Genomic DNA, 21744 nt, shown 5'->3' on the forward strand with positions numbered 1-21744 from the left:
CCCCGGCCCCGCTCGCGCCCTTTTTTTGCGGCTGAACCGCCGCCGCTCTCGCGGACGTGGTTGCTCGCCGTGGGGGTTGCTCAATTGGTGGTGGCGGTCAGAGCAGGGCGTCTTGTGGGCGGCTACTTGTATATGACGACCTTGGTGCCCGGCTCGACCTGTTGGAACAGGGTGGCGATCTTTTCTTTGTCGCGGACGTTCACGCAGCCGTGGGAGGCGCCGGAGTAGCCGCGGGCGGCGAAGTCGCTGCTGTAGTGGATCGCCTGGCCGCCGCTGAAGAACATCGCGTACGGCATCGGCGAGTCGTAGATCGTCGAGACGTGGTGACGGCTCTTGAAGGTGATCGCGAACGTGCCCTCGCGGGTCGGCGAGTACTGCGAACCGAAGCGCACGTCCATCGCCGAGACGACCTTGCCGTCAACCATCCAGGCCAGCGTGTCACTCTTCTTGCTGATGCAGATCACCCGCCCCGTCAGGCAGCGCTTGTCGAGCGCCGCGACCGGGCGGGCCGTGGGCGGGTACAGCTCGCTCCGCGTCGGCGGGTGCGTCCGCACCCGGAGGGCGCTGAGCGTCGCCGCGTCCACGGTGCCCGTGCGGGGCAGGCCCTGGGCGCGCTGGAAGTCCGAGACCGCGGCGGCCGTGACGGAGCCGTAGTAGCCCGTCGGATTCCGGTCGAAGTGCTTCACCTGGCGCAGCCGCGCCTGAAGATCGCGGACCCGCTCGCTCCGGGCGCCCGGCGCCAGCACCGGCTTCGGCGCGGCGTGCGTCGGCCTCGCGGCCGGCGGCTTCGCCGTACGGGACGAGGGCGGCGCGGCCGGCGTCGTCGGCAGCGCCGTGCGCGGGGCCGCGGCGGTGTGTCCGGCGCCCTTGCCGTCGTCGACCCGTATCCGCATCTCCTTGCAACCCGCCGTCGACACCAGGACGGCGGCCAGCGCCAGCGTGCCGGTCGCCGTGCGGAACGCCCTGCTGCGCTGCGTGTGCCGATGCATGTCCCACCCCTGTGGTCTCACCCGCCCCTCCTCATCATTCCCGGCACTGCGGCCGGCGGAACCTGCGGGCATGCTGTGAGCAAGGTCCCAGGCCGGGCCTCTCCACGGGGCGCACGGCCGCCACTACAGTCCGTCGCAGAGCAGTTCATTACTGATCAGTAGCGCAGCGGGAGGCAGGCACCATGGCGCGCGAGACCGGCAGTGCTCGGCACACCGAGAGCGGTTTGCCCATCGAACCCGTCTACGGGCCGGACGCGCTCGGTGACTGGGACGCCGCGGAGAAGCTGGGTGAGCCCGGCGCGTACCCCTACACCCGCGGCGTGTACCCCTCGATGTACACCGGACGCCCGTGGACGATGCGCCAGTACGCCGGCTTCGGTACGGCCAAGGAGTCCAACGCGCGCTACAAGCAGCTGATCGAGAACGGCACGATGGGCCTCTCGGTCGCCTTCGACCTGCCGACCCAGATGGGCCACGACTCCGACGCGCCGATCGCCTCCGGCGAGGTCGGCAAGGTCGGCGTGGTGATCGACTCCATCGAGGACATGCGGGTGCTGTTCGACGGCATCCCGCTGGACAAGGTCTCCACCTCGATGACCATCAACGCGCCGGGCGCCCTGCTGCTGCTCCTGTACCAACTGGTCGGCGAGGAGCAGGGCGTGGACCCGGCCAAGCTCACCGGCACCATCCAGAACGACGTGCTCAAGGAGTACATCGCCCGCGGTACGTACATCTTCCCGCCCAAGCCCTCGCTCCGGCTGATTGCGGACATCTTCAAGTACTGCAAGGCCGAGATCCCGAAGTGGAACACCATCTCGATCTCCGGCTACCACATGGCCGAGGCCGGTGCCTCGCCCGCGCAGGAGATCGCCTTCACCCTCGCCGACGGCATCGAGTACGTACGGACCGCCGTCGCGGCGGGCATGGACGTCGACGACTTCGCGCCCCGGCTGTCGTTCTTCTTCGTGGCGCGGACGACGATCCTGGAGGAGGTCGCCAAGTTCCGTGCCGCGCGCCGGATCTGGGCCCGGGTGATGAAGGAGGAGTTCGGCGCCAAGAACCCGAAGTCGATGATGCTGCGCTTCCACACGCAGACCGCCGGCGTGCAGCTGACGGCCCAGCAGCCCGAGGTCAACCTCGTCCGCGTCGCCGTCCAGGGGCTGGCCGCCGTCCTCGGCGGCACCCAGTCGCTGCACACCAACTCCTTCGACGAGGCCATCGCGCTGCCGACCGACAAGTCGGCGCGGCTGGCGCTGCGTACGCAGCAGGTCCTCGCGTACGAGACCGATGTGACCGCCACCGTCGACCCGTTCGCGGGCTCCTACGTCGTGGAGAAGATGACCGACGACGTGGAGGCCGCCGCCGTCGAACTGATGGGCAGGGTCGAGGACCTGGGCGGTGCCGTCGCCGCCATCGAGCACGGCTTCCAGAAGAACGAGATCGAGCGCAGCGCGTACCGCATCGCCCAGGAGACCGACTCCGGCGAGCGGGTGGTCGTCGGCGTGAACCGCTTCCAGCTCGACGAGGAGGAGCTGTACGAGCCGCACCGCGTCGACCCGGCCATCGAGGCGCAGCAGGCCGAGCGCCTGAAGAAGCTGCGCGCCGAGCGCGACCAGGCCGCGGTGGACGCGGCGCTGGCCGACCTCAAGAAGGCCGCCGAGGGCACGGACAACGTCCTGTACCCGATGAGGACGGCGCTGAAGGCCAGGGCGACGGTCGGCGAGGTCTGCAACACCTTGCGCGAGGTCTGGGGTGCCTACGTGCCCACGGACGCGTTCTGAGCGTCGCGGGCGGCCGGTACGGATGCGGGGCGCGGGCGGTGTCCGCGCCCTGAGTCACAGTCGGCCGGGGGAGCAGTCAGACTGGTGTCATGTCCTCACCCCGCCGTAAGTGTCCCGTGTGCACCAGAGACATCGCCGTGGTCAACGGGCGGTTCGCCCGGCACGACCCGCCGGGGCGGCGCACCGGCCTGGAGCTGATCTCGTGTCCCGGGTCGCGGCGGATGGCGCCCATGATGGCGCCCGCGGAGAAGCTGTTCGACCCGGAGGAGCCGCCGTTCCCGGGGCAGCAGCCGCTGTTCTGAGCGGCGGGCCCTGACGGGACCGCGCCCGTCAGGGCGCCAGGATGTCCAGTTCGGCCATCGCGCCGACGGTGATCTCGCGGGTGAGCTCCTCGGCGCGGGCGGCGTCCCCCGTGCGGATCGCCTCGGCGACCTGGACGTGCAGGGTGACCGCCGCCGGGTCGGGGTCGGTGAACATCACGTGGTGGTGGGTGCGGCCGGCCAGGATCGCCGCGACCACCTCGTGCAGCCGCGCGAACATCTCGTTGCCCGAGGCCGTCAGCAGCGTCTTGTGGAAGGCGGTGTCGTGGACGAGGTACGCGTCCAGCTGCTGGCCGCGTGAGGTGGCCACCATGCCCATGGCGTGCTCGGTGAGCGCCGCGCACTGCTCGGGCGAGGCGTGCCGGGCGGCCAGGCCCGCCGCGACCGGCTCGACGGCGCAGCGCAGGACGGTGAGGGAGCGCAACTGGCGGGGGCGGTCGGCGCCGGCCAGCCGCCAGCGGATGACCCGCGGGTCGTAGACGTTCCACTCCTCGGTGGCGCGTACGGTCACGCCCACCCGGCGCCGGGACTCCACCAGGTGCATGGACTCCAGGACGCGTACCGCCTCGCGGATGACCGTGCGGGACACGTCGAAGCGCTGGGCCAGTTCGTCGGTGCGCAGGACCGTGCCCGGCCGGTGCTCGCCGGCCGCGATCTCCGGCCCGAGAGACTCCAGCACCCGTGCATGCAGTCCCTGCCCCGCGTTATCCATGCGATAAGCCTACGTTCCCGGGTCTCGGGAAGATTAAGTATGACGTTTGCGTCACAGACTCTTGAATACGTCGTACCTAATGAGTTTCAGTGGAGCGATGCATTCGAGCCACCGAGGTGGCTCGTCACGCCAAGTCAATGAGGACGAGCGAGCGAGGTAGACCGCGATGAGCACCCCCCATGTCATCGTCGTGATGGGAGTCGCCGGCACCGGCAAGACGACGATCGGACCGCTCGTCGCCGACGCGCTGGATGTGCCGTACGCCGAGGGCGACGACTTCCATCCCCCGGCCAACATCGCCAAGATGTCCGCCGGGCACCCGCTCGACGACGCCGACCGCGAGCCGTGGCTGGACGCCATCGGCGCCTGGGCGCACGGCCGGGCCGGCAAGGGCGGGGTGGTCAGCAGCTCCGCGCTGAAGCGGGTCTACCGCGACCGGCTGCGGGCCGCCGCCCCCGACATCGTCTTCCTGCACCTCACCGGCTCGCGCGAGCTGATCGCGGGCCGCATGGCCGAGCGCAAGGGCCACTTCATGCCCACCGCGCTGCTGGACTCCCAGTTCGCCACCCTGCAGCCGCTCGCCGACGACGAGCGGGGCGTGGTGGTGGACGTCGCCGGCACCCCGGAAGAGATCACCGAGCGGGCCGTCGCAGCGCTGCGGCAGCTCGACGAGGGCCCCTCCCCGGCCACCACCGAGCTCTGATCAGGAGCCGCACCCCCGAGCTCTGAACCGGCGCCCTTCCCCGGGGCTCCGGTCCCGAGCCGTACCCCCGAGCTCCGATCGCGAGACCGGGCTCCAACCGAAGGACAAGCCGTGACCCATCTCAGCGTCGAGATGATGGCAGCGGACGCGGCCGAGCCGATCACCTCGGCAGGCAACGCTCAGCTGGGCATCTCCGTACTCGTCGGCATCGCCGTCATCGTTCTGCTCATCACCCGGTTCAAGCTGCACGCCTTCCTGTCACTGACCATCGGCTCGCTGGTGCTCGGCGCGGTCGCGGGCGCGCCGCTGGACAAGGCCATCACCAGCTTCACCAACGGCCTGGGCGACACGGTCGCCGGCGTGGGCGTCCTCATCGCGCTCGGTGCGATCCTCGGCAAGCTGCTCGCCGATTCCGGCGGCGCCGACCAGATCGTCGACACCATCCTCGCCAAGTCCAGCAGACGGATGATGCCGTGGGCGATGGTGCTGATCGCCGCGATCGTAGGCCTGCCGCTCTTCTTCGAGGTCGGCATCGTGCTGCTGATCCCGGTCGTGCTGCTGGTCGCCAAGCGCGGCAACTTCTCCCTCATGCGGATCGGCATCCCGGCGCTGGCGGGCCTCTCCGTCATGCACGGCCTGATCCCGCCGCACCCCGGCCCGCTCGTCGCCATCGACGCGATCAAGGCCAACCTGGGTGTCACCCTCGGCCTCGGCGTGATCGTCGCGATCCCCACCGCGATCCTGGCCGGCCCGGTCTTCTCCCGCTTCGCGTCCCGCTGGGTGGACATCGCCCCGCCGGAGAAGATGATCCCCCAGCGGCCGTCCGAGGAGCTGGAGAAGCGCCCGAGCTTCGGCGCGACCCTCGCCACCGTGCTGCTGCCGGTCGTCCTGATGCTGGCCAAGGCGCTGGTCGACATCATCGTCGACGACCCCGAGGCCCAGGTGCAGCGGATCTTCGACGTGATCGGCTCGCCGCTGATCGCCCTGCTGGTCGCGGTGCTGGTCGGCATGTTCACCCTCGGCAAGGCCGCGGGCTTCAGCATGGGCCGGCTCTCCTCGACCGTGGAGAAGTCCCTCGCCCCGATCGCCGGCATCCTGCTGATCGTCGGCGCGGGCGGCGGCTTCAAGCAGACCCTGGTCGACGTCGGCGTCGGCGACATGATCCTGGACCTGTCCAAGGACTGGGGCCTGCCCGCGCTGCTGCTGGCCTGGCTGATCGCGGTCGCCATCCGGCTCGCGACCGGCTCCGCCACCGTCGCCACGGTGTCCGCCGCCGGCCTCGTCGCCCCGCTGGCCGCCGACATGAGCACCACCCACGCCGCGCTCATGGTCCTCGCGGTCGGTGCCGGTTCGCTCTTCTTCAGCCACGTCAACGACGCGGGCTTCTGGCTGGTGAAGGAGTACTTCGGGATGAAGGTCGGTCAGACGGTCAAGACCTGGTCCCTGATGGAGACGGTGATCTCCGTCGTCTCGATCATCTGCGTACTGCTGCTGTCGCTGGTGGTGTAGCCGGGCACGGGACCCGGTAGGAGATATCGCGTCGCGAAGGGCCGTACGGACGGATAGCGTCCGTACTGCCCTTCGCGGCTTCCCGTACGAGAGGTGTGAGGCGACCCATGACCACCGATCCCGGCACCGGCGAGGACCCGGCGGTCGACCACGCGCTGGTGCGCGCCGCCGAGGAGGCCGTGGCGGCGTACGCGCGCGGTGACGACCACACCGTGGCGGCGGCGGCCCGGACCGCCGACGGCCGGATCGTCACCGGCCTGAACGTCCACCACTTCACCGGTGGCCCCTGCGCCGAGCTGGTCGTCATGGGGGCCGCGGCCGCGCAGGGCGCGTACGACCTCCGGCAGATCGTGGCGGTCGCCGATGGGGGGCGTGGCGTGCTCCCGCCCTGCGGCCGCTGCCGCCAGGTGCTGCTGGATTACCACCCGGACCTCACCGTGATCGTCGGCGCGGGGGACGACCGCCGCGCCCTGCCGGTCCGCGCGCTGCTGCCCGTGGCGTACGTGGCGGCCGAGCAGCAGGACGGAGCGGAGGGCGGGCCGGCGACCGCGGCGCCCGGTCAGCCCTCCGGCAGCCAGGAGTAACGCACGTCCGGTTCCCGCTCCTCGTTGTCCCGGCCGTCGGTGCGGAACCGTTCGCGGAAGCCGTGGCGCAGGTAGAAGCGCTGTGCGGGCCGGTTGACCTGGAAGGTCCACAGCGCCAGGCCGCCGGGGCGGCGCTCCTTCGCCAGCGCGACGAAGCGGTCACCGAGGCCCTGGCCGCGCCGTTCCGGGGCGAGGTAGAGCTGGTCCAGCTCTACCGCGCCGTGCAGCACCATCATTCCGACGATCTCGCCGCTGGCGTCCGCGACCCAGGTCTCCCGCTCCGGCACGACCACCGTGCGGAACCACGCCCGTACCGCGTCGTCGGTGTGCGGCCGTACGACGCCGGGCAGCGCGGCGTCGTACGAGCGCAGCCACACCTCGGCCACGCCTGCCGCGTCCGCCGGCCCGGCCCGCCGCAGGACGGCGCGTTCCGTTCTCGTCTCGTCCATGGCGCAGCACTCTCGTGCACGGGCGGGTGCCCGCGCATCCGGATTGCCGGAACCGGGGCCGGTACAGGGCACTCAGGAGTGCCCTGTACCGGGCGCTCAGGCCGCGCGGGCGGTGCCGGGGGCCGCCGGGAAGTGCCGGGCCAGCGCCGCGGCGACCGGGCCCGGCCCCGCTGCGGCCACGGCGACGTAGCCGTCGGGGCGGACGAGGAAGAGGCCGCCGTCGCCGTACGCCTGCCGGGCGTGGTCCGCGGCGTCGAGCAGGTCGGGCGCGGGGCCGCCGATCCGGTACGTGCGGACGTGCGCGGCCCACTCGGCGGCCGGCCGCGGCGGCTCGGCGCCGTCGAGGGCGAGCAGGGTGAAGTGCGGGCCGCGGAAGGCGTCGAAGAGGCGGAACGGCGCGCCGTCGGGGGTGGTGCACGGCGCGTCGGGCGCCCGGTCGCCGGCCCGCAGCGCGTCCGGCGCGAGGCCGTCGCGGTGCTCGCCGGTCAGCGGCGACTCGCGGTACCCCAGCGTGAGCTGGTGCAGGTCGCGGCCGCGCCGCAGCGAGCGGGAGCGGTGCAGCCGGGTGCTGGTCTCCAGGATTCCGGCGGCGACCGGCAGCCGCTCGGCCTCGTACGTGTCCAGCAGCGCTTCGGGCGCGCCGTGCCGCAGTACCTGGCCGAGCTTCCACCCGAGGTTGTAGGCGTCCTGGACGCTGGTGTTCAGGCCCTGGCCACCGGCGGGGGAGTGGATGTGCGCGGCGTCCCCGGCGAGGAAGACCCGGCCGTCGCGGAACCGCTCGGCCATCCCGGCGCGGGGCCGGTAGACCGAGGTCCACAGCACCTCGCGGACCTGTCCGGCGGTGAGGTGGGTGTGGGCCGCGAGGGTCGCGCGGACGGCCTCGTGACGGGTGTCCGGGGCGTCGGCGGAGAGCGCCGCCATGGTCTGGAAGCTGTCCGTCCCGGCGAGCGGCAGCAGCGTGACGAAGCCGCCGCCCGGCTGCGGGAAGAGATGCCAGTGGTCCCGGTCCAGGCCGTCGACGCGTACGTCGGCGAGCAGCGCGGCGCCCGGCTCCAGGTCCGGGCCGCTCATCGGGGTGCCGAGCTGCCGGCGGACGGCGCTGCGGCCGCCGTCGGCGCCGACCAGGTACCGGGCGCGTACGGTGCGCACCGTCCCGTCCGCGAGCGAGGTCAGCTCCGCGCCGACGCCCTCCGCGTCCTGCCGGAACCCCGTCAGCTCGGTCCCGAACCGGACGCTCCCGCCCAGCTCCGCCAGCCGCTCGTGGAGCAGCTCCGCGTTGCGCCACTGCGGGACCATCAGTGTGTTGGAGTACGGGGTGCCCGGCGTCGGCGCCACCCGCTCCACCATTTCGAACGTCTCCTTGATCTGCCCGTCCTGCCAGGTGGCCATGGGCGGGTACAGGCCGCCCGCTGCCCGCACGGCGGCCAGCACTCCCAGGTCGTCGTAGACCTCCTGGGTGCGCGGCTGCAGGCCGGTGCCGCGGGCACCGGGCGAGAGGCCGTCCTGCCGCTCGACGACCAGCGCGCGCACGCCCCGGCGGGCGAGGTCGATGCCGAGCGCCAGGCCGGTCGGGCCGGCCCCTGCGATGAGTACGTCCACGGTCGTGTCCATCCCCGTTCCCCTGTCCTTAACGCTGTTAAGTGGTCTGTTCCCGAGCATGGGCTTAACGGTGTTAAATTGTCAACATGGCTTCGCGACTGGACCGGACACAGGTGGTGGACACCGCTCTGCGGCTGCTGAACGAGGTGGGACTGGACGGGCTCACCCTGCGCCGCATCGCGAAGGAGCTGAACGTCCAGGCCCCGGCCCTGTACTGGCACTTCAAGAACAAGCAGGAACTGCTCGACGAGATGGCCACCGAGATGTTCCGGCGGATGGCCGCGGAGTTCGCCGGCGCCCCGCCGGGCGGCTCCGACGCGAACTGGCAGGACATGCTGCGGGTGAGCTGCCGCACGCTGCGCCGTACGCTCCTGGGCTACCGCGACGGCGGCAAGGTCTTCTCCGGTACGCGGATGACCGACGACAGCTACGCCGCGCCGATGGACGCCCTGCTGCGGGCGCTGACGGATGCCGGCTTCACGCTCGGCGAGGCGGCGCACGCCTGGTGGGCCGCGTACAACTTCACGATCGGCCTGGTCATCGAGGAGCAGTCGGTCTTCCCCGAGCCCGGCGCGCCGGAGCAACGCACCCCGGACTCCCGGGACCCGGCCTACGACCTCGGCGACCGCGAGCGCCGGCTCGCGGACCGGTATCCGCTCGCGGCCGCCGTGGGCCGGGAGTTCTTCGACGACTTCGACCGCGCCTTCGAGGGCGGCCTGCGCATCGTCATCGCGGGGGTGGAGGCGACGGTGCCGCGCGGGGGTGCCGACGAAACACCCTGACGTTCCCGCGGTCGCCGACGTGGCACCGGATCACCGCTTCGGGTGATGGTCGAGGTCGAAGTTTCGAAGTACTTTCAAAGTCATGGCCCCGGAACGTGCTGCCGTGAACTTCTCCGAGCTGGTGAACAAGAACAAGCAAACGCTTGCTCGTCTGCGGGAAACGCCCCGGCTGCTGCTCCATCGCCGGGACGGTGAGGACCTCCTCCTCACCACGGCGACGCGGGCCGAACAGGACCGGACCGTGGTGTCGGCCGCCACCCGCATGCTCGCCGCATTCGCACGGCGCGAACCGGGCAGCCTGGAGCTCCTCCTCGACATACTGCCGGAGGCGTTTCCCTGGGTCCGCTTCCTGCCGGAGCCGGACATCCATGCCTTCGCCGTCGAACTGGTCGACACCATGCGTGCCGCCGACTCGGTCGACAACAGTGCTTCCGTTGCCCAGTTGCTCGTCGCCTGGCAACACACCGCGGAGGCGCACTCCGACCCGGAACTGCTGGCCGCACTGACCGGACACCACGACGACGACTACGGTCAGGCGCACACGCCGCGGCACGCCTCGTGACGCCGGGCCGAGGCGATCGTGCCGCCCCACCCGCTCCGGAGGGCCAGTGGGACGTCCGGTTCGCCGACGCGGCTGCGGCCAAGGGCTGGGACTGTCTCGCCCAGCAGGCTCGCGAGAACACGTACCGGGCCTGGCTGACCATGCGTACGGACCCCAGGCCGACGACGGAGACTCCACGGCATCACCGGCTGAAAGGGGCATTGGCCCACGGTGCGTTCCGTGGACATGCCTGCGAGCAGTGGCAGATCGAGGGGACCGGCGGCGGACGCGTCTGGTATCTCGCCGACACCACGCGCGACACGTGCTGGATCACTTACGCCGGCACGGCTCACCCGCGCGCGACGGATCGTCGGTGACGGTACGCGGGGAGAGGGGCGCGCCGGCTCGCAGGCCTCATCGCGGGGGCGGAGGCGACGTCGCGCTCGGACAGCGCGACGTCGACGCGGCCGCCGTGGTTCTGGATCATCACCTGGAGGCCGTGCTGGAACCCCGGAACGCGGACTGACCGGCCGGCCGGCCCGCTCGGTTCACCCCATGAGGGATCGTTTCAGCCGGGGGGTCAGGGGGCGCTCTATGAAGCGGTACAGACACCAGGCCAGGGCGAGCATCAGCGTGACGGTCAGGGGGAGGGTGGCCGCAGCGGGGAGGCCGAGGGTCACGTGCAGCCAGTGCACCGTGACCCAGCCCAGGTGTTCGTGTATCAGGTAGAAGGGGTAGGTCAGCGCGCCGGCGACGGTCAGCCAGCGCCAGTTCGCCCACCGCAGCTTGCCCAGCGCGACGGCCGCGACCAGCAGATAGCCGACGGTGACGACGGCGATGATGCCGAACGAGGAGCGGTAGGAGAACGCGTTCGGCAGGTCCGCCGCGTGCCACAGCCGGGTGACCGCGTAGTGCTGGCCGAGCAGCCAGCTGACCGCGACGATCGCCCAGCCGGTGGTGTCCCGGGGGCCGTAGCGGTGGATCAGGTAGAAGCCGATGCCGCCGATGAAGAACGGCGCGTACTCCGGCATCAGCACGATGTCGAGGACGGAGTTGTTCGCCGCCTCGGCGACCACGGCGGCCAGCGTCCAGCCGGCGCAGAACATCACCACCCGGCCGCGGGTGGCGCCGGGCAGCACGACGCAGAGCGCGAAGAGCGCGTAGAAGCGCATCTCGGCCCAGAGCGTCCAGCACACGCCGAGCACCCGGTCCACGCCCAGCGGCATCTGCAGCATGGTGAGGTTGGTCAGCGCGTCGGTGGGGGAGACCGCCTCGTACGCCACCCAGGGGAGGGCGAACACGGCGGTCACGAGTATGACGGCGGCCCAGTAGGCGGGGAAGAGGCGGGAGACGCGGGAGGCGAAGAACGCCCTGAGCGGCCGCCCCCAGCCGCTCATGCAGATCACGAAGCCGCTGATGACGAAGAAGATCTGCACGCCCAGGCAGCCGTACGCGAAGAACTGCGAGGCGGTCGGGAACTGGTGGGTGGGCGAACCGCCCCAGGCGTCGCTGATCTCGCCGTCCCGGCCGCCGTAGTGGTACGCGGCCACCATCAGGGCGGCGAGCAGGCGCAGCCCGTCCAGCGCGCGCAGCCGGGGCGGGCCGACGGCGCGCAGCGGCACGGGTGCGCCCGGCTGCCGGTGGGCGGGGAGGGAGGGGGGAGCCGGTGCGGTGGTCATCCGAACGCGGCCCGCTTCTTGAGCCGGCGCTGCACCGCACGGGCCTGCCTGGCGACCCGGCGGACCGTGGGATTGCGCGGGATGAACGCGAGCTGGACCGGGACTCCGCCGGGCAGCGCGAGCGCGGTGAGCCGGCGGCGCTTGAAGTAGCGCCAGGTCGAGTCGTCCAGGTGGGCCGAGAGGTAACGCTCGGCCGCCGGGCGCAGGTCCGGGTAGATCTGGTGCTGCATCGCGTACCCGACCGCCTTGACCAGGCCGGTCAGCTCGCGCGCCACCGCGCCCTCGGTGGGCGGCGTCCAGCGGGCCACCGCGGACGCGTCGGTCAGCGGCGGCAGCAGCGCGTCGACGATCGTGACCGGGACGCGGTTGCTGTTCTGGTACGGCGCCAGCCGCTCCAGCAGCAGGTCCGTGCCGATCCGGGCCGCGGGCAGGCCGTAGAACGCGGTGGCGGTCAGCAGCGCGGTGGAGAAGCAGCCGACGACCAGCGCGGGCTTCATGCGCTGGTACAGCACCTCGGCGAGGAGCGGCGTGTCCACCACGGTCAGCTCGGCACCCAGCCGCTCCGCCTCCGCCTCCAGCACCCGCGACCAGCGCGCGGGCGCGGTCGGGTGCGGCTTGAAGACGACCCGGCGGTGGCCCAGGTCCACGGCCCCGCGCAACATCTGGACGTGCAGCTCCTCCTCTTCCTCGGGGGTGAGGATGGAGAGCGCGGAGAGGTACTGGCCCAGCAGCAGCGCGCCGCCCTCGGCCGGCACGGACACCGTCTCCGTGTGCCGCCCCGCCTCCTCGGCCAGCTCCGCCAGCACCGCGAGGAACGGCTCGGTCGGCACGGTCTCGGCGGGCACCCCGAACTCGGTGAGGAGGAGGGGCTTCAGGCCGGGGACGAGGTCCAGGTGGAGCAGGCGGCGGATGCGGGTGCCGACCAGCGGGTCGAGCTTGGAGCGGGTCGGCCCGTAGCTCATCAGGCCGTCCGCGTAGACCTCGACGGGCGCGCCCTGGAAGATCTGGCACAGCGCGAGGGCCGGGTTGACCTGGATGGATTCGACGAACAGCTCGACCGGCGCGTCATCGAGGCCCCAGAGCAGCCGGAGGTGGCGCTCCCACAGGGGGGCGTCGTCGGTGCGCGGGGACCAGCCGCCGGGGTGGAACGGAGAGATCGTCTCGTTCCAGGACCGCACCTCGTCGAACCGCCCCCGCAGCCGTTCGAAGCCCGGCATCGCGTCCAGCGCCGGAGTGGTCTCGGGAATGGCGGCATTGTTGCTGACCAGCAGAATGCGGCGGCCGGCCGGCTCGAATCGGTCGGCGTCCAGCGCCGCGGCCAGGGTCGCGGCGCCGTACAGGGTGGACGCGAAGAAGATCTGCGTACGCGGCCCGGCGGACCGTGTGGAGAATCCGGCGGCGGACATCAGGCGGCCACCTCCACCGGGACCGGCTTGCGGCGCAGCCGACGCAGCCGGGAAGCGCGCTGTACATCCATGGAATCCAGAGCTTCCTTCAATACGTCCTGCGGCATTCGCTTCAATGCCGCGGCACTCATCGAACGCAATTTACGGGCCACCGGCGGTTCGAAACGTTCGATGGAACCGAGGTGGTGGGAAATGATGGCGCAATACGTCCGGACCGCCTTCGGCAGCAGTGCCGCCGCGTCCCGGTCCTTCGCCGTCTCCTCGATGACCTGGTCGAATGCCCGGATGAAGTCCAGCTGGCGGACGTCACCGATCTGGGTCAGGGACGAGGCCACCCCGCGGCGGTAGAACACGCCCAGCATGCCGAGCACCGCCATGGACTTCGCCTCGCGGTGCAGCCGCCAGATCCAGGGGCGGTCCTCCGCGGTACGCAGCCCGTGCCGGAAGTGCAGCACCCCGTCGTCCAGCAGCCGCCGGTGGTACATCCCGGCCCAGGCGAAGGCGTAGTCCACCGAGGTGGAGCGGTCGGCGGGCAGGATCAAATCGCGCGGGTCCAGGACGACGCCGCGCCGGCCGTGCGGCACCCGGTGCACGGAGCGGGCCCGCGCGGTGCACTGCACGTGGTCGGTGCGGACGAAGTCGCAGCCCAGCTCCTCGATCGCGCCGAGGAGCTCCTGGTAGTAGCCGGGGGCGAGCCAGTCGTCCCCGTCCAGGAAGGCGATGTATTCACCGCGGGCCGCGTCCAGGCCGGTGTTGCGGGCGGTGGCCAGGCCGCCGTTCTGCTCGTGCCGCAGCAGCCGCGCGCCCGGCAGTTCGCGTTCGGCGCGCTCCAGAATCTGCGGCGTCTCGTCGCGCGAGCAGTCGTCGACGAGGAGGAATTCGAAGTCGTCCCGCGCGTTGGCCGCGAGACTTCTCAGGGTGTCGGGCGCGTATGTCTGCACGTTGTAGAACGGCACGATGACGGAGAGCTTAACCACTCACGTGACGTTAGGTGCGGCTCCGGCATTCGTCTTTACCGCCCGCGTACGTCAAGGTGAACGAAGAATGGCGGAATGGTTAACCACCCTTTCCGGCCTGCCGGTTCGCCGTTCGTCGATGTGCTGTTAACCCTTTGTTGCGCCTCAGTTGGCCCACGAATCGAAATGCCTTCCTAGCGTCTTCGACGTGCCATCACGTACACCTTCCACGCCGCGGGTCGCGGTCCTCGCCGATTCGGACACCCGGTGGAAGTGGGGCGCCCTCACGGCGCACCGCCTCCAGCCCGGCTGCCGGCTCGACGGCTTCCTGCTCCGCGGCCGCGCCACGCCCACCGTCCGGCAGCTCGACGAGGTCGGGGCCCGGGCGGACGCGCTGCGCGAGATCCGCGGGGTCGACTTCGTGCGGTCCGTCGACCGTACCGCCTACGACGTGGTGCTGCTGTCCTGCGTGGGCGGCGCGGTGCAGGCGATGCTGCACGGCCTGGCCCGCGCCTGGGAGGGCAGCGGCCGCCGTCCCGTGGTCGTCACCGGCTACGTCGGCGTGGTCTACGAGAAGCTCGCCGACGGGCTGCTGCTGCGGCACGGCGCCGACGTGGTGCTCGCCAACTCGCGGCACGACGCGGACCGCTTTCGCGCGGTCTACCGAGGCGTGCACGCCGACGACCGCAGCGTCGTGGAGTGCGCGCTGCCCTTCCTCGGCGGGGCCCCGCACGACCGCACGGACGAGGTGCGCACCGTCGTCTTCGCCGTCCAGCCCTCCGTGCCGGACAACCGGAACGACCGCGCCTACCTGCTGCGCCGCGCCGTCGAGCACGCCCGCCGCCACCCGGGCCGCGAGGTGCTCATCAAGCTCCGCAGCAAGCCGGGCGAGCACACCACGCACATCGAGGAACTGCCGTACCAGAAGCTCGCGGCGAAGGTCCCCGGCGGGCTGCCCGCCAACTGCCGCCTGGTCTACGGGAACATGGGCGAGGTCCTGGACCGCACCGACCTGATGGTCACGGTCTCCTCGACCGCCGCGCTGGAGTCCCTGCACCGCGGCGTCCCCACCGCCGTCCTCACCGACCTCGGCATCCGCGAGGCCCTCGGCAACCATCACTTCCTCGGCTCCGGCTGCCTGGCCTCCTGGGACGAGCTGGACGCCGGGTACCTGCCCGAGCCCGACCCGGAGTGGGTCGCCGCGCAGGGCGTGTGCGCCGAAGGGTCGTACGAGAAGGCCTTCGACGCGGCCCGTGCCCGCGTCACCGAGCTGCTGGACGCCGACACGCTGCCGCCGCTCGCCCCGTACTACACACCCCGCACGGCCCCCGGCTACCTGCCCGGCATCCTCGCCCGGCACGGCCTGGACCCCCAGGGCGACCCGCTGCCCGGCTACGAGGCCGAGGCCGCCGGGCCGACCGGACTGCGCCGGGTGGCCCGCGACACCGTCCGCGAGGCGGCCCGCGGCGCCTACCGGCACGGCGTGCAGCGCGTCGCCCCCGCCATCCGCCGCTGGGGCCAGCTGTGACCTCCCCCTCGACCGGCCTCCGGAAGGAGCCTGACATGCCGCCGACCGACCGGCCCACTGTCATCGCCGTCATCCCCGCCAGAGGCGGATCCAAGGGCGTCCCCGCCAAGAACCTCGCCGCCGTCGGCGGCGTGCCCCTGGTGGCCCGCGCGGTGCGCGAGTGCCTGGCGGCCCGCCTGATCACCGACGTGGTGGTCTCCACCGACGACGACGCGATCGCCGCCGCGGCCCGCGGCGCCGGCGCGGTGATCGTCCGCCGGCCCACCGCGATCGCCGGCGACACCGCCACCAGCGAGGCTGCCGTCCTGCACGCCATGGACGCCTACGAGACCGAGCACGGCACCGCCGTCGACGCGGTCCTCCTCGTCCAGTGCACCAGCCCCTTCATCGTCCGCGAGGACATCGACGGGGTGGCGGCGGCGGTCGTCGAGCAGGGCGCCGACTCGGCCCTGACCGTCGCCCCCTTCCACGGCTTCGTCTGGCGCGACGCCGCCGACGACGCCTCCTCGGGCATCGGCGCGGACCGCGACGCGCGCACCGCCGACGGTCCGGACGCCCCGGTGGCCACCGTCGCCACGACCGAGGGCGGCTACGGCGTCAACCACGACAAATCCTTCCGGCCGCGCCGCCAGGACCGGCCCCAGGACCTCCTGGAGACCGGCGCCGCCTACGCCATGGACGCGGCCGGCTTCCGCACCGCGAACCACCGGTTCTTCGGCCGTACCGAGCTGGTGCGCACCGACCCGGCCCGCGTGCTGGAGGTCGACGACCCGCACGACCTGGCCCGCGCCCGCGCCCTCGCGCCCCTCCTCGACGCCCCGCGGCCCGGGGCGCTGCCCACCGTGGACGACGTGGACGCGGTCGTACTCGACTTCGACGGCACCCAGACCGACGACCGGGTGCTGATCGACGCCGACGGACGGGAGATCGTCGCCGTGCACCGCGGCGACGGCCTGGGCATCGGCGCCCTGCGCAAGTCGGGGCAGCTGAAGATGCTCATCCTGTCCACGGAACAGAACCCGGTCGTCGCCGCGCGGGCCCGGAAACTGCAGATCCCGGTCCTGCACGGCATCGACCGCAAGGACCTCGCCCTCAAGCAGTGGTGCGAGGACCAGGGCATCGCGCCCGAGCGCGTGCTCTACGTCGGCAACGACGCCAACGACCTCCCGTGCTTCGGCCTCGTCGGCTGGCCCGTGGCGGTCGCCAACGCCCACGACGTCGTACGCGGCGCAGCCCGCGCCGTCACCTCGACTCCCGGGGGCAGCGGGGCGATCCGCGAGATCGCCTCCTGGCTCCTCGGCCCGTCTCTCTGAGGCACCCCGTCCCGGAACCCACCCGGACACACCCGCCGGACCCCTCCGGAACAACCGTCCCCGTCTCTGCGAGAGACACCCGACAACGAAGGAACTCTCCGTCATGACCAGCAACAACCGCCTCCGCACCCTCGGCAACCGGATCGCCGGGCCCGGCCACCCCGTGTACGTCACCGGTGAGATCGGCATCAACCACAACGGAGACCTGGAGAACGCCTTCGCGCTCATCGACGCCGCCGCCGACGCCGGCTGCGACGCGGTGAAGTTCCAGAAGCGCACCCCCGAGATCTGCACCCCGCGCGACCAGTGGGACATCGAGCGCGACACCCCCTGGGGCCGGATGACCTACATCGACTACCGCCACCGCGTGGAGTTCGACGAGGACGGCTACCGCGCCATCGACGACTACTGCAAGAAGCGCAACATCCAGTGGTTCGCCTCCCCGTGGGACGTGGAGTCCGTCGCCTTCCTGGAGAAGTTCGACGTGCCCTGCTACAAGGTGGCCTCCGCCTCGCTGACCGACGACGAGCTGCTGAAGGCCATGCGCGCCACCGGCCGCACGGTCATCCTCTCCACCGGCATGTCCACCCCGAAGCAGATCCGCCACGCGGTCGAGGTCCTGGGCAGCGACAACATCCTGCTCTGCCACGCCACCAGCACCTACCCGGCCAAGGCCGAGGAGCTGAACCTGCGGATGATCAACACCCTGCAGGACGAGTACCCGAACGTCCCGATCGGCTACTCCGGCCACGAGACCGGCCTGCAGACCACCCTCGCCGCCGTCGCCCTCGGCGCCACCTTCGTCGAGCGCCACATCACCCTCGACCGCGCCATGTGGGGCTCGGACCAGGCCGCCTCCGTCGAGCCGCAGGGCCTGACCCGGCTGGTCCGCGACATCCGCACCATCGAGGAGTCCCTCGGTGACGGCGTCAAGAAGGTCTACGAGAGCGAGCTCGGCCCGATGAAGAAGCTCCGCCGCGTCGCGGGCGTCGTCGCCGAGGCCGAGGCCGCCGACCGCGAGCCGGTCTCGGTCTGAACAGAAAGCGCGACGACACCGTGAGCGCAGCAGACGGGGCCCGGGGCCCTGTCCCCGAGGCCGGGCGTGGGGGCCCGGCCCAGGAGGCGGCGGCACGCCCTGACTCCCGCAGGGCCGCCCGCCGCACGCGGAGGGGGGAGCCCCGGCAGCACTCGGACGCCACCGGGGCCACCCTCGCCTTCGTCGAGAGCCCCGTGCAGCTGCTCAACGTCCTGGAATGGGCGCACCTGCACCAGGCCGTACAGGCCGGCCGGCTCACGGTCGTCGTGCTCTCCCCGCACGACCCGATGACCCGCGGCCAGCTGCGCCGGATGGCGGAGCTGGCGCGGGACGAGGGATGGACGGTCCGCTGGGAGGAGGCGCGCGGCGGCGCGGCCGCCCCCCTGCGGACCATCGGGGGCCTCACCCCGCTGCTGCGCCGCGCCCGCCGCATCGTCATCGGCGACCCGTTCTCGCGCTACGTCCAGCTCCTGCTGACCCTCACCCGGGCGCGGGACCTGGTCGTCGTCGACGACGGCACCGCCACCATGGAGTTCATCTCCCAGCTCGCGCGCGGCGAGCAGCTGGTGCGCTGGCACCGTAGCGGCGGCAGCCGGAGCCCGCGCGACCTGGTCTTCGCGCCGTTCTCCGCGGCCGCGCGCCGCCGGCTGACGCCCGTACCCGACAGCGACCGCCGTACCGTCGGTGTCTTCTCCTCGATGCCCGTCGAGCCGCCGCCGGGCGTGCCGGTCACCGCCAACGAGTTCGCCTGGACCCGGGCCCGCTTCGGCCCGCCCCGGCTCACCCGCGGCACCGACATCGTGGGCACCTCCCTGGTCGAGACCGGCGTCGTCGACCCGGACCACTACCTCGCCGCCGTCCGCGCCCTGGCCCGTACGCACGGCGCCACCCGCTACTTCGCGCACCGAAGAGAGAGCGCCGAGAAGCTGCACGCGCTGGCCGCCGCCACCGGCCTGGAGATCGTCCGGCCCGACCTGCCGCTCGAACTGATCGCCCGGCGCGGACCCATAGGACGGACGATCCTCAGCTTCCCGTCCACCGTGGTGCACACCCTGCCGCTCGCGCTGGCCGGCACCGGGGTCAAGGTCGCGGTCTGCGACGTGGACCCGGCCTGGCTCACCACCAAGGCCTCGCCGCGCGCCCAGGGCTTCCTCTCCGGGGTCACCGGGACCGCCCGTGACGTGCAGCGACTCACCTTCGCCGGGTCCTGCTGACGGGGCCGGGGGCCAGGGCCGGCCGCACGATCGGGGTTTGGGATTCGCCGGTACGTGAAACCCTACGTCATACCCCCTTGATGACCTGTCCATGCGCCGGGCGGCCTAGATTGTCTTCCCCTAACGGGCTGAACTTTTGTTGATCGACGGACAGTTGCCCCGCTCGGCCCCGTAACCTTCAGCGGGTGAACCAACTGATGTCCCGCGGACCCGAAGCCGATGCCAGCCCCGCACGGGGGACCCTGCCCGGAGCGCTCACCGAGGAGTTGCGCGCCGAACTCATCGCCTTCCGGCGGGACTTGCACATGCATCCGGAGCTCGGGAACCAGGAGTTCCGCACCACGGCGGCGCTCAAGGCGCGACTGGAGAAGGCCGGCCTGTCCCCCCGTGTCCTGGACACCGGTACCGGACTGATCTGCGACATCGGCCGGGACCCCGGTACGACACCGAACGCGGACCGCCCCATGCTGGCACTGCGTGCCGACATCGACGCGCTGCCCATCCCGGACACCAAGACCGTCGACTACCGCTCGACGGTGCCCGACCGCGCGCACGCCTGCGGCCACGACGTGCACACCACCGTCGTGCTCGGCGCCGGCCTGGTGCTCGCCGACCTCGCGGCGCAGGGGCTGCTGCCCGGGCCCGTGCGGCTGCTGTTCCAGCCCGCCGAGGAGGTGCTGCCCGGCGGCGCCACCGACGCGATCGACTCCGGCGTGCTGGAGGGGGTGGGCCGGATCCTGGCCGTGCACTGCGACCCCAAGGTCGAGGTGGGCCGGATCGGGCTGCGGACCGGCGCGATCACCTCCGCCTGCGACCGGCTGGAGGTCGCGCTGGAGGGCCCCGGCGGCCACACCGCGCGGCCGCACCTGACCACCGACCTGGTCACCGCCGCGGCCCGGGTCGCCGTCGACGTGCCCGCGCTGATCGCCCGCCGGGTCGACGCCCGCGCCGGCCTCGCCGTGACCTGGGGCCGGCTGGAGACCGGCCACGCGTGCAACGTCATCCCGCAGCGCGCCGAGCTGTCCGGCACCGTCCGCTGCCTGGACCTGGAGGCCTGGCGGCGCGCCCCGGACCTGGTGTACTCCGCGATCGACGAGGTCGCCACGCTGCACCGCGCCAAGTCCCAGATCACGTACGTGCGCGGGGTGCCGCCGGTGGTCAACGAGCCGCTCACCACCCAGCTGCTGCAGAACGCCATGGCGGCCCGCCGCGGCCCGGAGTCGGTGGAGGACACCGAGCAGTCCCTCGGCGGCGAGGACTTCTCCTGGTACCTGGAGAAGGTGCCCGGCGCGATGGCCCGGCTGGGCGTGAAGCCGGTCGGCGACCCGGTCGGACGCGACCTTCACCAGGGCGACTTCGATGTCGACGAGGAGGCGGTCCGGGTGGGCGTCGAGCTGTTCACAGCCGCCGCGTTGCTCGATCGAAACGCGCTGTAAACGCACCCGTAGCGCCCGCTTCGCGACGATCCGATAACGGCTTCCGGACACCCCTTTCGCTGGCATCTACGCGCGTTACGATGCGGCGGAATCAGCGCCGTAGGAGGCGCTACGAGTCGAAGGGGACCCCTCGTGCGCCGGGTTACCAAGATCGCTGCCGCGGGCATAGCCTCCGCGGCTCTCGCTCTCTCGCTCACCGCCTGTGGTGAATCCTCCACCGAGGCCGCCGGCAAGGACAAGGGCGTCGGCCTCGCGTTCGACGTCGGCGGCCGGGACGACCACTCGTTCAACGAGGCCGCGGCCCGCGGCACCGACAAGGCCGAGAAGGACCTGGGCGTCAAGTCCAAGCTCATGACCGCCAAGAACGGCGAGACCGAGGCCGACCGCGAGCAGCGGCTCACCTCCCTCGCCGAGGCCGGCTACAACCCCGTCATCGGCGTCGGCTTCAATTACGGCAACTCCGTCAACAAGGTCGCCAAGAAGTTCCCGAAGACCACCTTCGCGGTGGTGGACGCGCCGTCCGCCGCCAAGAACGTCTACGGCATCAACTTCACCGAGAACGAGGGCTCCTACCTCGCCGGCGTGGCCGCGGCGCTGAAGACCAAGACCAAGAAGGTCGGCTTCATCGGCGGCGTGAACAACGCGCTGATCCAGAAGTTCCAGGCCGGCTTCGAGCAGGGGGTCAAGGACACCGACCCCAAGGTCAAGGTCACGGCGCAGTACCTCTACGCCAACGACGACAAGGGCTTCAACGACCCGGCCGCCGCCAAGGGCAAGGCCAAGGGCATGCTCGACAGCAACAACGACGTCATCTACACCGCGGCGGGCCAGTCCGGCGCCGGCTCGATCGAGATGGTCGCCGGCAAGAAGGGCACCTGGGCCATCGGCGTGGACTCCGACCAGTACGCGCAGCCGGGCCTGGCCAAGTACAAGGACCACATCCTCACCTCCGTCGTGAAGAACGTCGACGTGGCGGTCTACGACGTGATCAAGAGCGTCAAGGACGGCAAGCCGCTGACCGGCACCGCCCACCTCACGCTCAAGCAGAACGGCGTCAAGCTGGCCACCTCCGGCGGCTACATCGACGACATCAAGGACAAGATCGAGGCCGCGCGGAAGAAGATCGTCGACGGGGACGTCAAGGTCCCCGAGACGCCCGCCAAGTAAGAATCCGTCCGGGGCTCCACGAGCCCGGTCCGAGGGCGGG

20 protein-coding genes are annotated in these 21744 nt (G+C 71.8%); 13 read left to right on the forward strand and 7 right to left on the reverse strand.

Annotated elements, in window-relative coordinates; genetic code table 11:
- Window positions 1–122: 122 nt before the first annotated feature.
- On the reverse strand, window positions 123–989 hold the full coding sequence (locus IF20_RS05470) for a L,D-transpeptidase family protein (RefSeq protein ID WP_052863803.1): 867 nt from the start codon (window positions 987–989) through the stop codon (window positions 123–125).
- 182 nt (window positions 990–1171) lie between these two features.
- Here IF20_RS05470 and IF20_RS05475 point away from each other — a divergent pair, with 182 nt between their 5' ends.
- A complete protein-coding gene (locus IF20_RS05475) occupies window positions 1172–2770 on the forward strand; it encodes an acyl-CoA mutase large subunit family protein (RefSeq protein WP_052863804.1) in 1599 nt (532 codons plus the stop codon).
- A gap of 116 nt (window positions 2771–2886) precedes the next feature.
- Complete coding sequence (locus tag IF20_RS05480; RefSeq protein ID WP_407702450.1) at window positions 2887–3072, forward strand: hypothetical protein; 186 nt, start codon at window positions 2887–2889, stop codon at window positions 3070–3072.
- Window positions 3073–3100: 28 nt separating this feature from the next.
- Here the strand turns inward: IF20_RS05480 and IF20_RS05485 are convergent, their stop codons facing one another.
- Window positions 3101–3802, reverse strand: a complete 702-nt coding sequence (locus IF20_RS05485; RefSeq protein WP_052863806.1) for a FadR/GntR family transcriptional regulator — start codon at window positions 3800–3802, stop codon at window positions 3101–3103.
- A 166-nt stretch (window positions 3803–3968) separates the two neighbouring features.
- Between IF20_RS05485 and IF20_RS05490 the strand changes: the two genes are divergently transcribed.
- From IF20_RS05490 to IF20_RS05500, 3 genes are all read left to right on the forward strand, one after another.
- Entirely contained in the window at window positions 3969–4505 is a 537-nt protein-coding gene (locus IF20_RS05490) for a gluconokinase (RefSeq protein ID WP_052863807.1), read from the forward strand.
- A 111-nt stretch (window positions 4506–4616) separates the two neighbouring features.
- Entirely contained in the window at window positions 4617–6014 is a 1398-nt protein-coding gene (locus tag IF20_RS05495) for a GntP family permease (RefSeq protein ID WP_052863808.1), read from the forward strand.
- Window positions 6015–6121: 107 nt separating this feature from the next.
- Window positions 6122–6598, forward strand: coding sequence for a cytidine deaminase family protein (locus tag IF20_RS05500; protein ID WP_052863809.1), 477 nt, complete (start codon window positions 6122–6124; stop codon window positions 6596–6598).
- On the opposite strand, the gene IF20_RS05505 is transcribed toward IF20_RS05500, so the two are convergent.
- Together IF20_RS05505 and IF20_RS05510 are read right to left on the reverse strand one after the other, a co-directional pair.
- Entirely contained in the window at window positions 6574–7047 is a 474-nt protein-coding gene (locus tag IF20_RS05505) for a GNAT family N-acetyltransferase (protein ID WP_052863810.1), read from the reverse strand. The two genes, IF20_RS05500 and IF20_RS05505, sit on opposite strands and share 25 nt — an antisense overlap.
- 96 nt (window positions 7048–7143) lie before the next feature.
- Complete coding sequence (locus IF20_RS05510; protein ID WP_052863811.1) at window positions 7144–8658, reverse strand: FAD-dependent monooxygenase; 1515 nt, start codon at window positions 8656–8658, stop codon at window positions 7144–7146.
- A gap of 74 nt (window positions 8659–8732) precedes the next feature.
- On the opposite strand from IF20_RS05510, the gene IF20_RS05515 reads away from it, so the two are divergent.
- Together IF20_RS05515 and IF20_RS05520 are read left to right on the forward strand one after the other, a co-directional pair.
- Window positions 8733–9428 carry a TetR/AcrR family transcriptional regulator C-terminal domain-containing protein gene (locus IF20_RS05515; RefSeq protein ID WP_052863812.1) on the forward strand — a complete coding sequence of 232 codons (696 nt, stop codon included), beginning with the start codon at window positions 8733–8735 and terminating at the stop codon, window positions 9426–9428.
- 82 nt (window positions 9429–9510) lie between these two features.
- Window positions 9511–9990: a hypothetical protein gene (locus tag IF20_RS05520; protein WP_052863813.1), complete on the forward strand. Its 480-nt coding sequence runs from the start codon at window positions 9511–9513 to the stop codon at window positions 9988–9990.
- Between the two features lie 527 nt (window positions 9991–10517).
- On the opposite strand, the gene IF20_RS05525 is transcribed toward IF20_RS05520, so the two are convergent.
- The 3 genes from IF20_RS05525 to IF20_RS05535 are packed head-to-tail and all read right to left on the reverse strand — an operon-like array spanning window position 10518 to window position 14031.
- Entirely contained in the window at window positions 10518–11648 is a 1131-nt protein-coding gene (locus tag IF20_RS05525) for an acyltransferase family protein (RefSeq protein ID WP_052863814.1), read from the reverse strand.
- Entirely contained in the window at window positions 11645–13054 is a 1410-nt protein-coding gene (locus IF20_RS05530) for a polysialyltransferase family glycosyltransferase (RefSeq protein WP_052863815.1), read from the reverse strand. The genes IF20_RS05525 and IF20_RS05530 overlap by 4 nt, the downstream gene beginning before the upstream one ends.
- Entirely contained in the window at window positions 13054–14031 is a 978-nt protein-coding gene (locus IF20_RS05535; RefSeq protein ID WP_052863816.1) for a glycosyltransferase family 2 protein, read from the reverse strand. The genes IF20_RS05530 and IF20_RS05535 overlap by 1 nt, the downstream gene beginning before the upstream one ends.
- Before the next feature lie 187 nt (window positions 14032–14218).
- Between IF20_RS05535 and IF20_RS05540 the strand changes: the two genes are divergently transcribed.
- From IF20_RS05540 to IF20_RS05565, 6 genes are all read left to right on the forward strand, one after another.
- Window positions 14219–15538 carry a DUF6716 putative glycosyltransferase gene (locus IF20_RS05540; protein ID WP_052863817.1) on the forward strand — a complete coding sequence of 440 codons (1320 nt, stop codon included), beginning with the start codon at window positions 14219–14221 and terminating at the stop codon, window positions 15536–15538.
- Window positions 15539–15573: 35 nt separating this feature from the next.
- The gene (locus IF20_RS05545; protein ID WP_052863818.1) at window positions 15574–16851 is read left to right on the forward strand and encodes an acylneuraminate cytidylyltransferase; all 1278 of its coding nucleotides are present in this window, start codon (window positions 15574–15576) and stop codon (window positions 16849–16851) included.
- A gap of 103 nt (window positions 16852–16954) precedes the next feature.
- The gene (locus tag IF20_RS05550; RefSeq protein ID WP_052863819.1) at window positions 16955–17887 is read left to right on the forward strand and encodes an N-acetylneuraminate synthase family protein; all 933 of its coding nucleotides are present in this window, start codon (window positions 16955–16957) and stop codon (window positions 17885–17887) included.
- Between the two features lie 20 nt (window positions 17888–17907).
- Window positions 17908–19101 (forward strand): hypothetical protein, encoded by a 1194-nt coding sequence (locus tag IF20_RS05555; RefSeq protein ID WP_199896500.1) that lies wholly within the window; start codon window positions 17908–17910, stop codon window positions 19099–19101.
- 197 nt (window positions 19102–19298) lie between these two features.
- On the forward strand, window positions 19299–20537 hold the full coding sequence (locus IF20_RS05560) for an amidohydrolase (protein WP_052864051.1): 1239 nt from the start codon (window positions 19299–19301) through the stop codon (window positions 20535–20537).
- Between the two features lie 132 nt (window positions 20538–20669).
- Window positions 20670–21704, forward strand: a complete 1035-nt coding sequence (locus tag IF20_RS05565; RefSeq protein WP_052863821.1) for a BMP family lipoprotein — start codon at window positions 20670–20672, stop codon at window positions 21702–21704.
- The last annotated feature ends 40 nt before the right edge of the window (window positions 21705–21744 follow it).

It is taken from the genome of Streptomyces niger (assembly GCF_000718305.1).
GTDB lineage: Bacteria > Actinomycetota > Actinomycetes > Streptomycetales > Streptomycetaceae > Streptomyces > Streptomyces niger.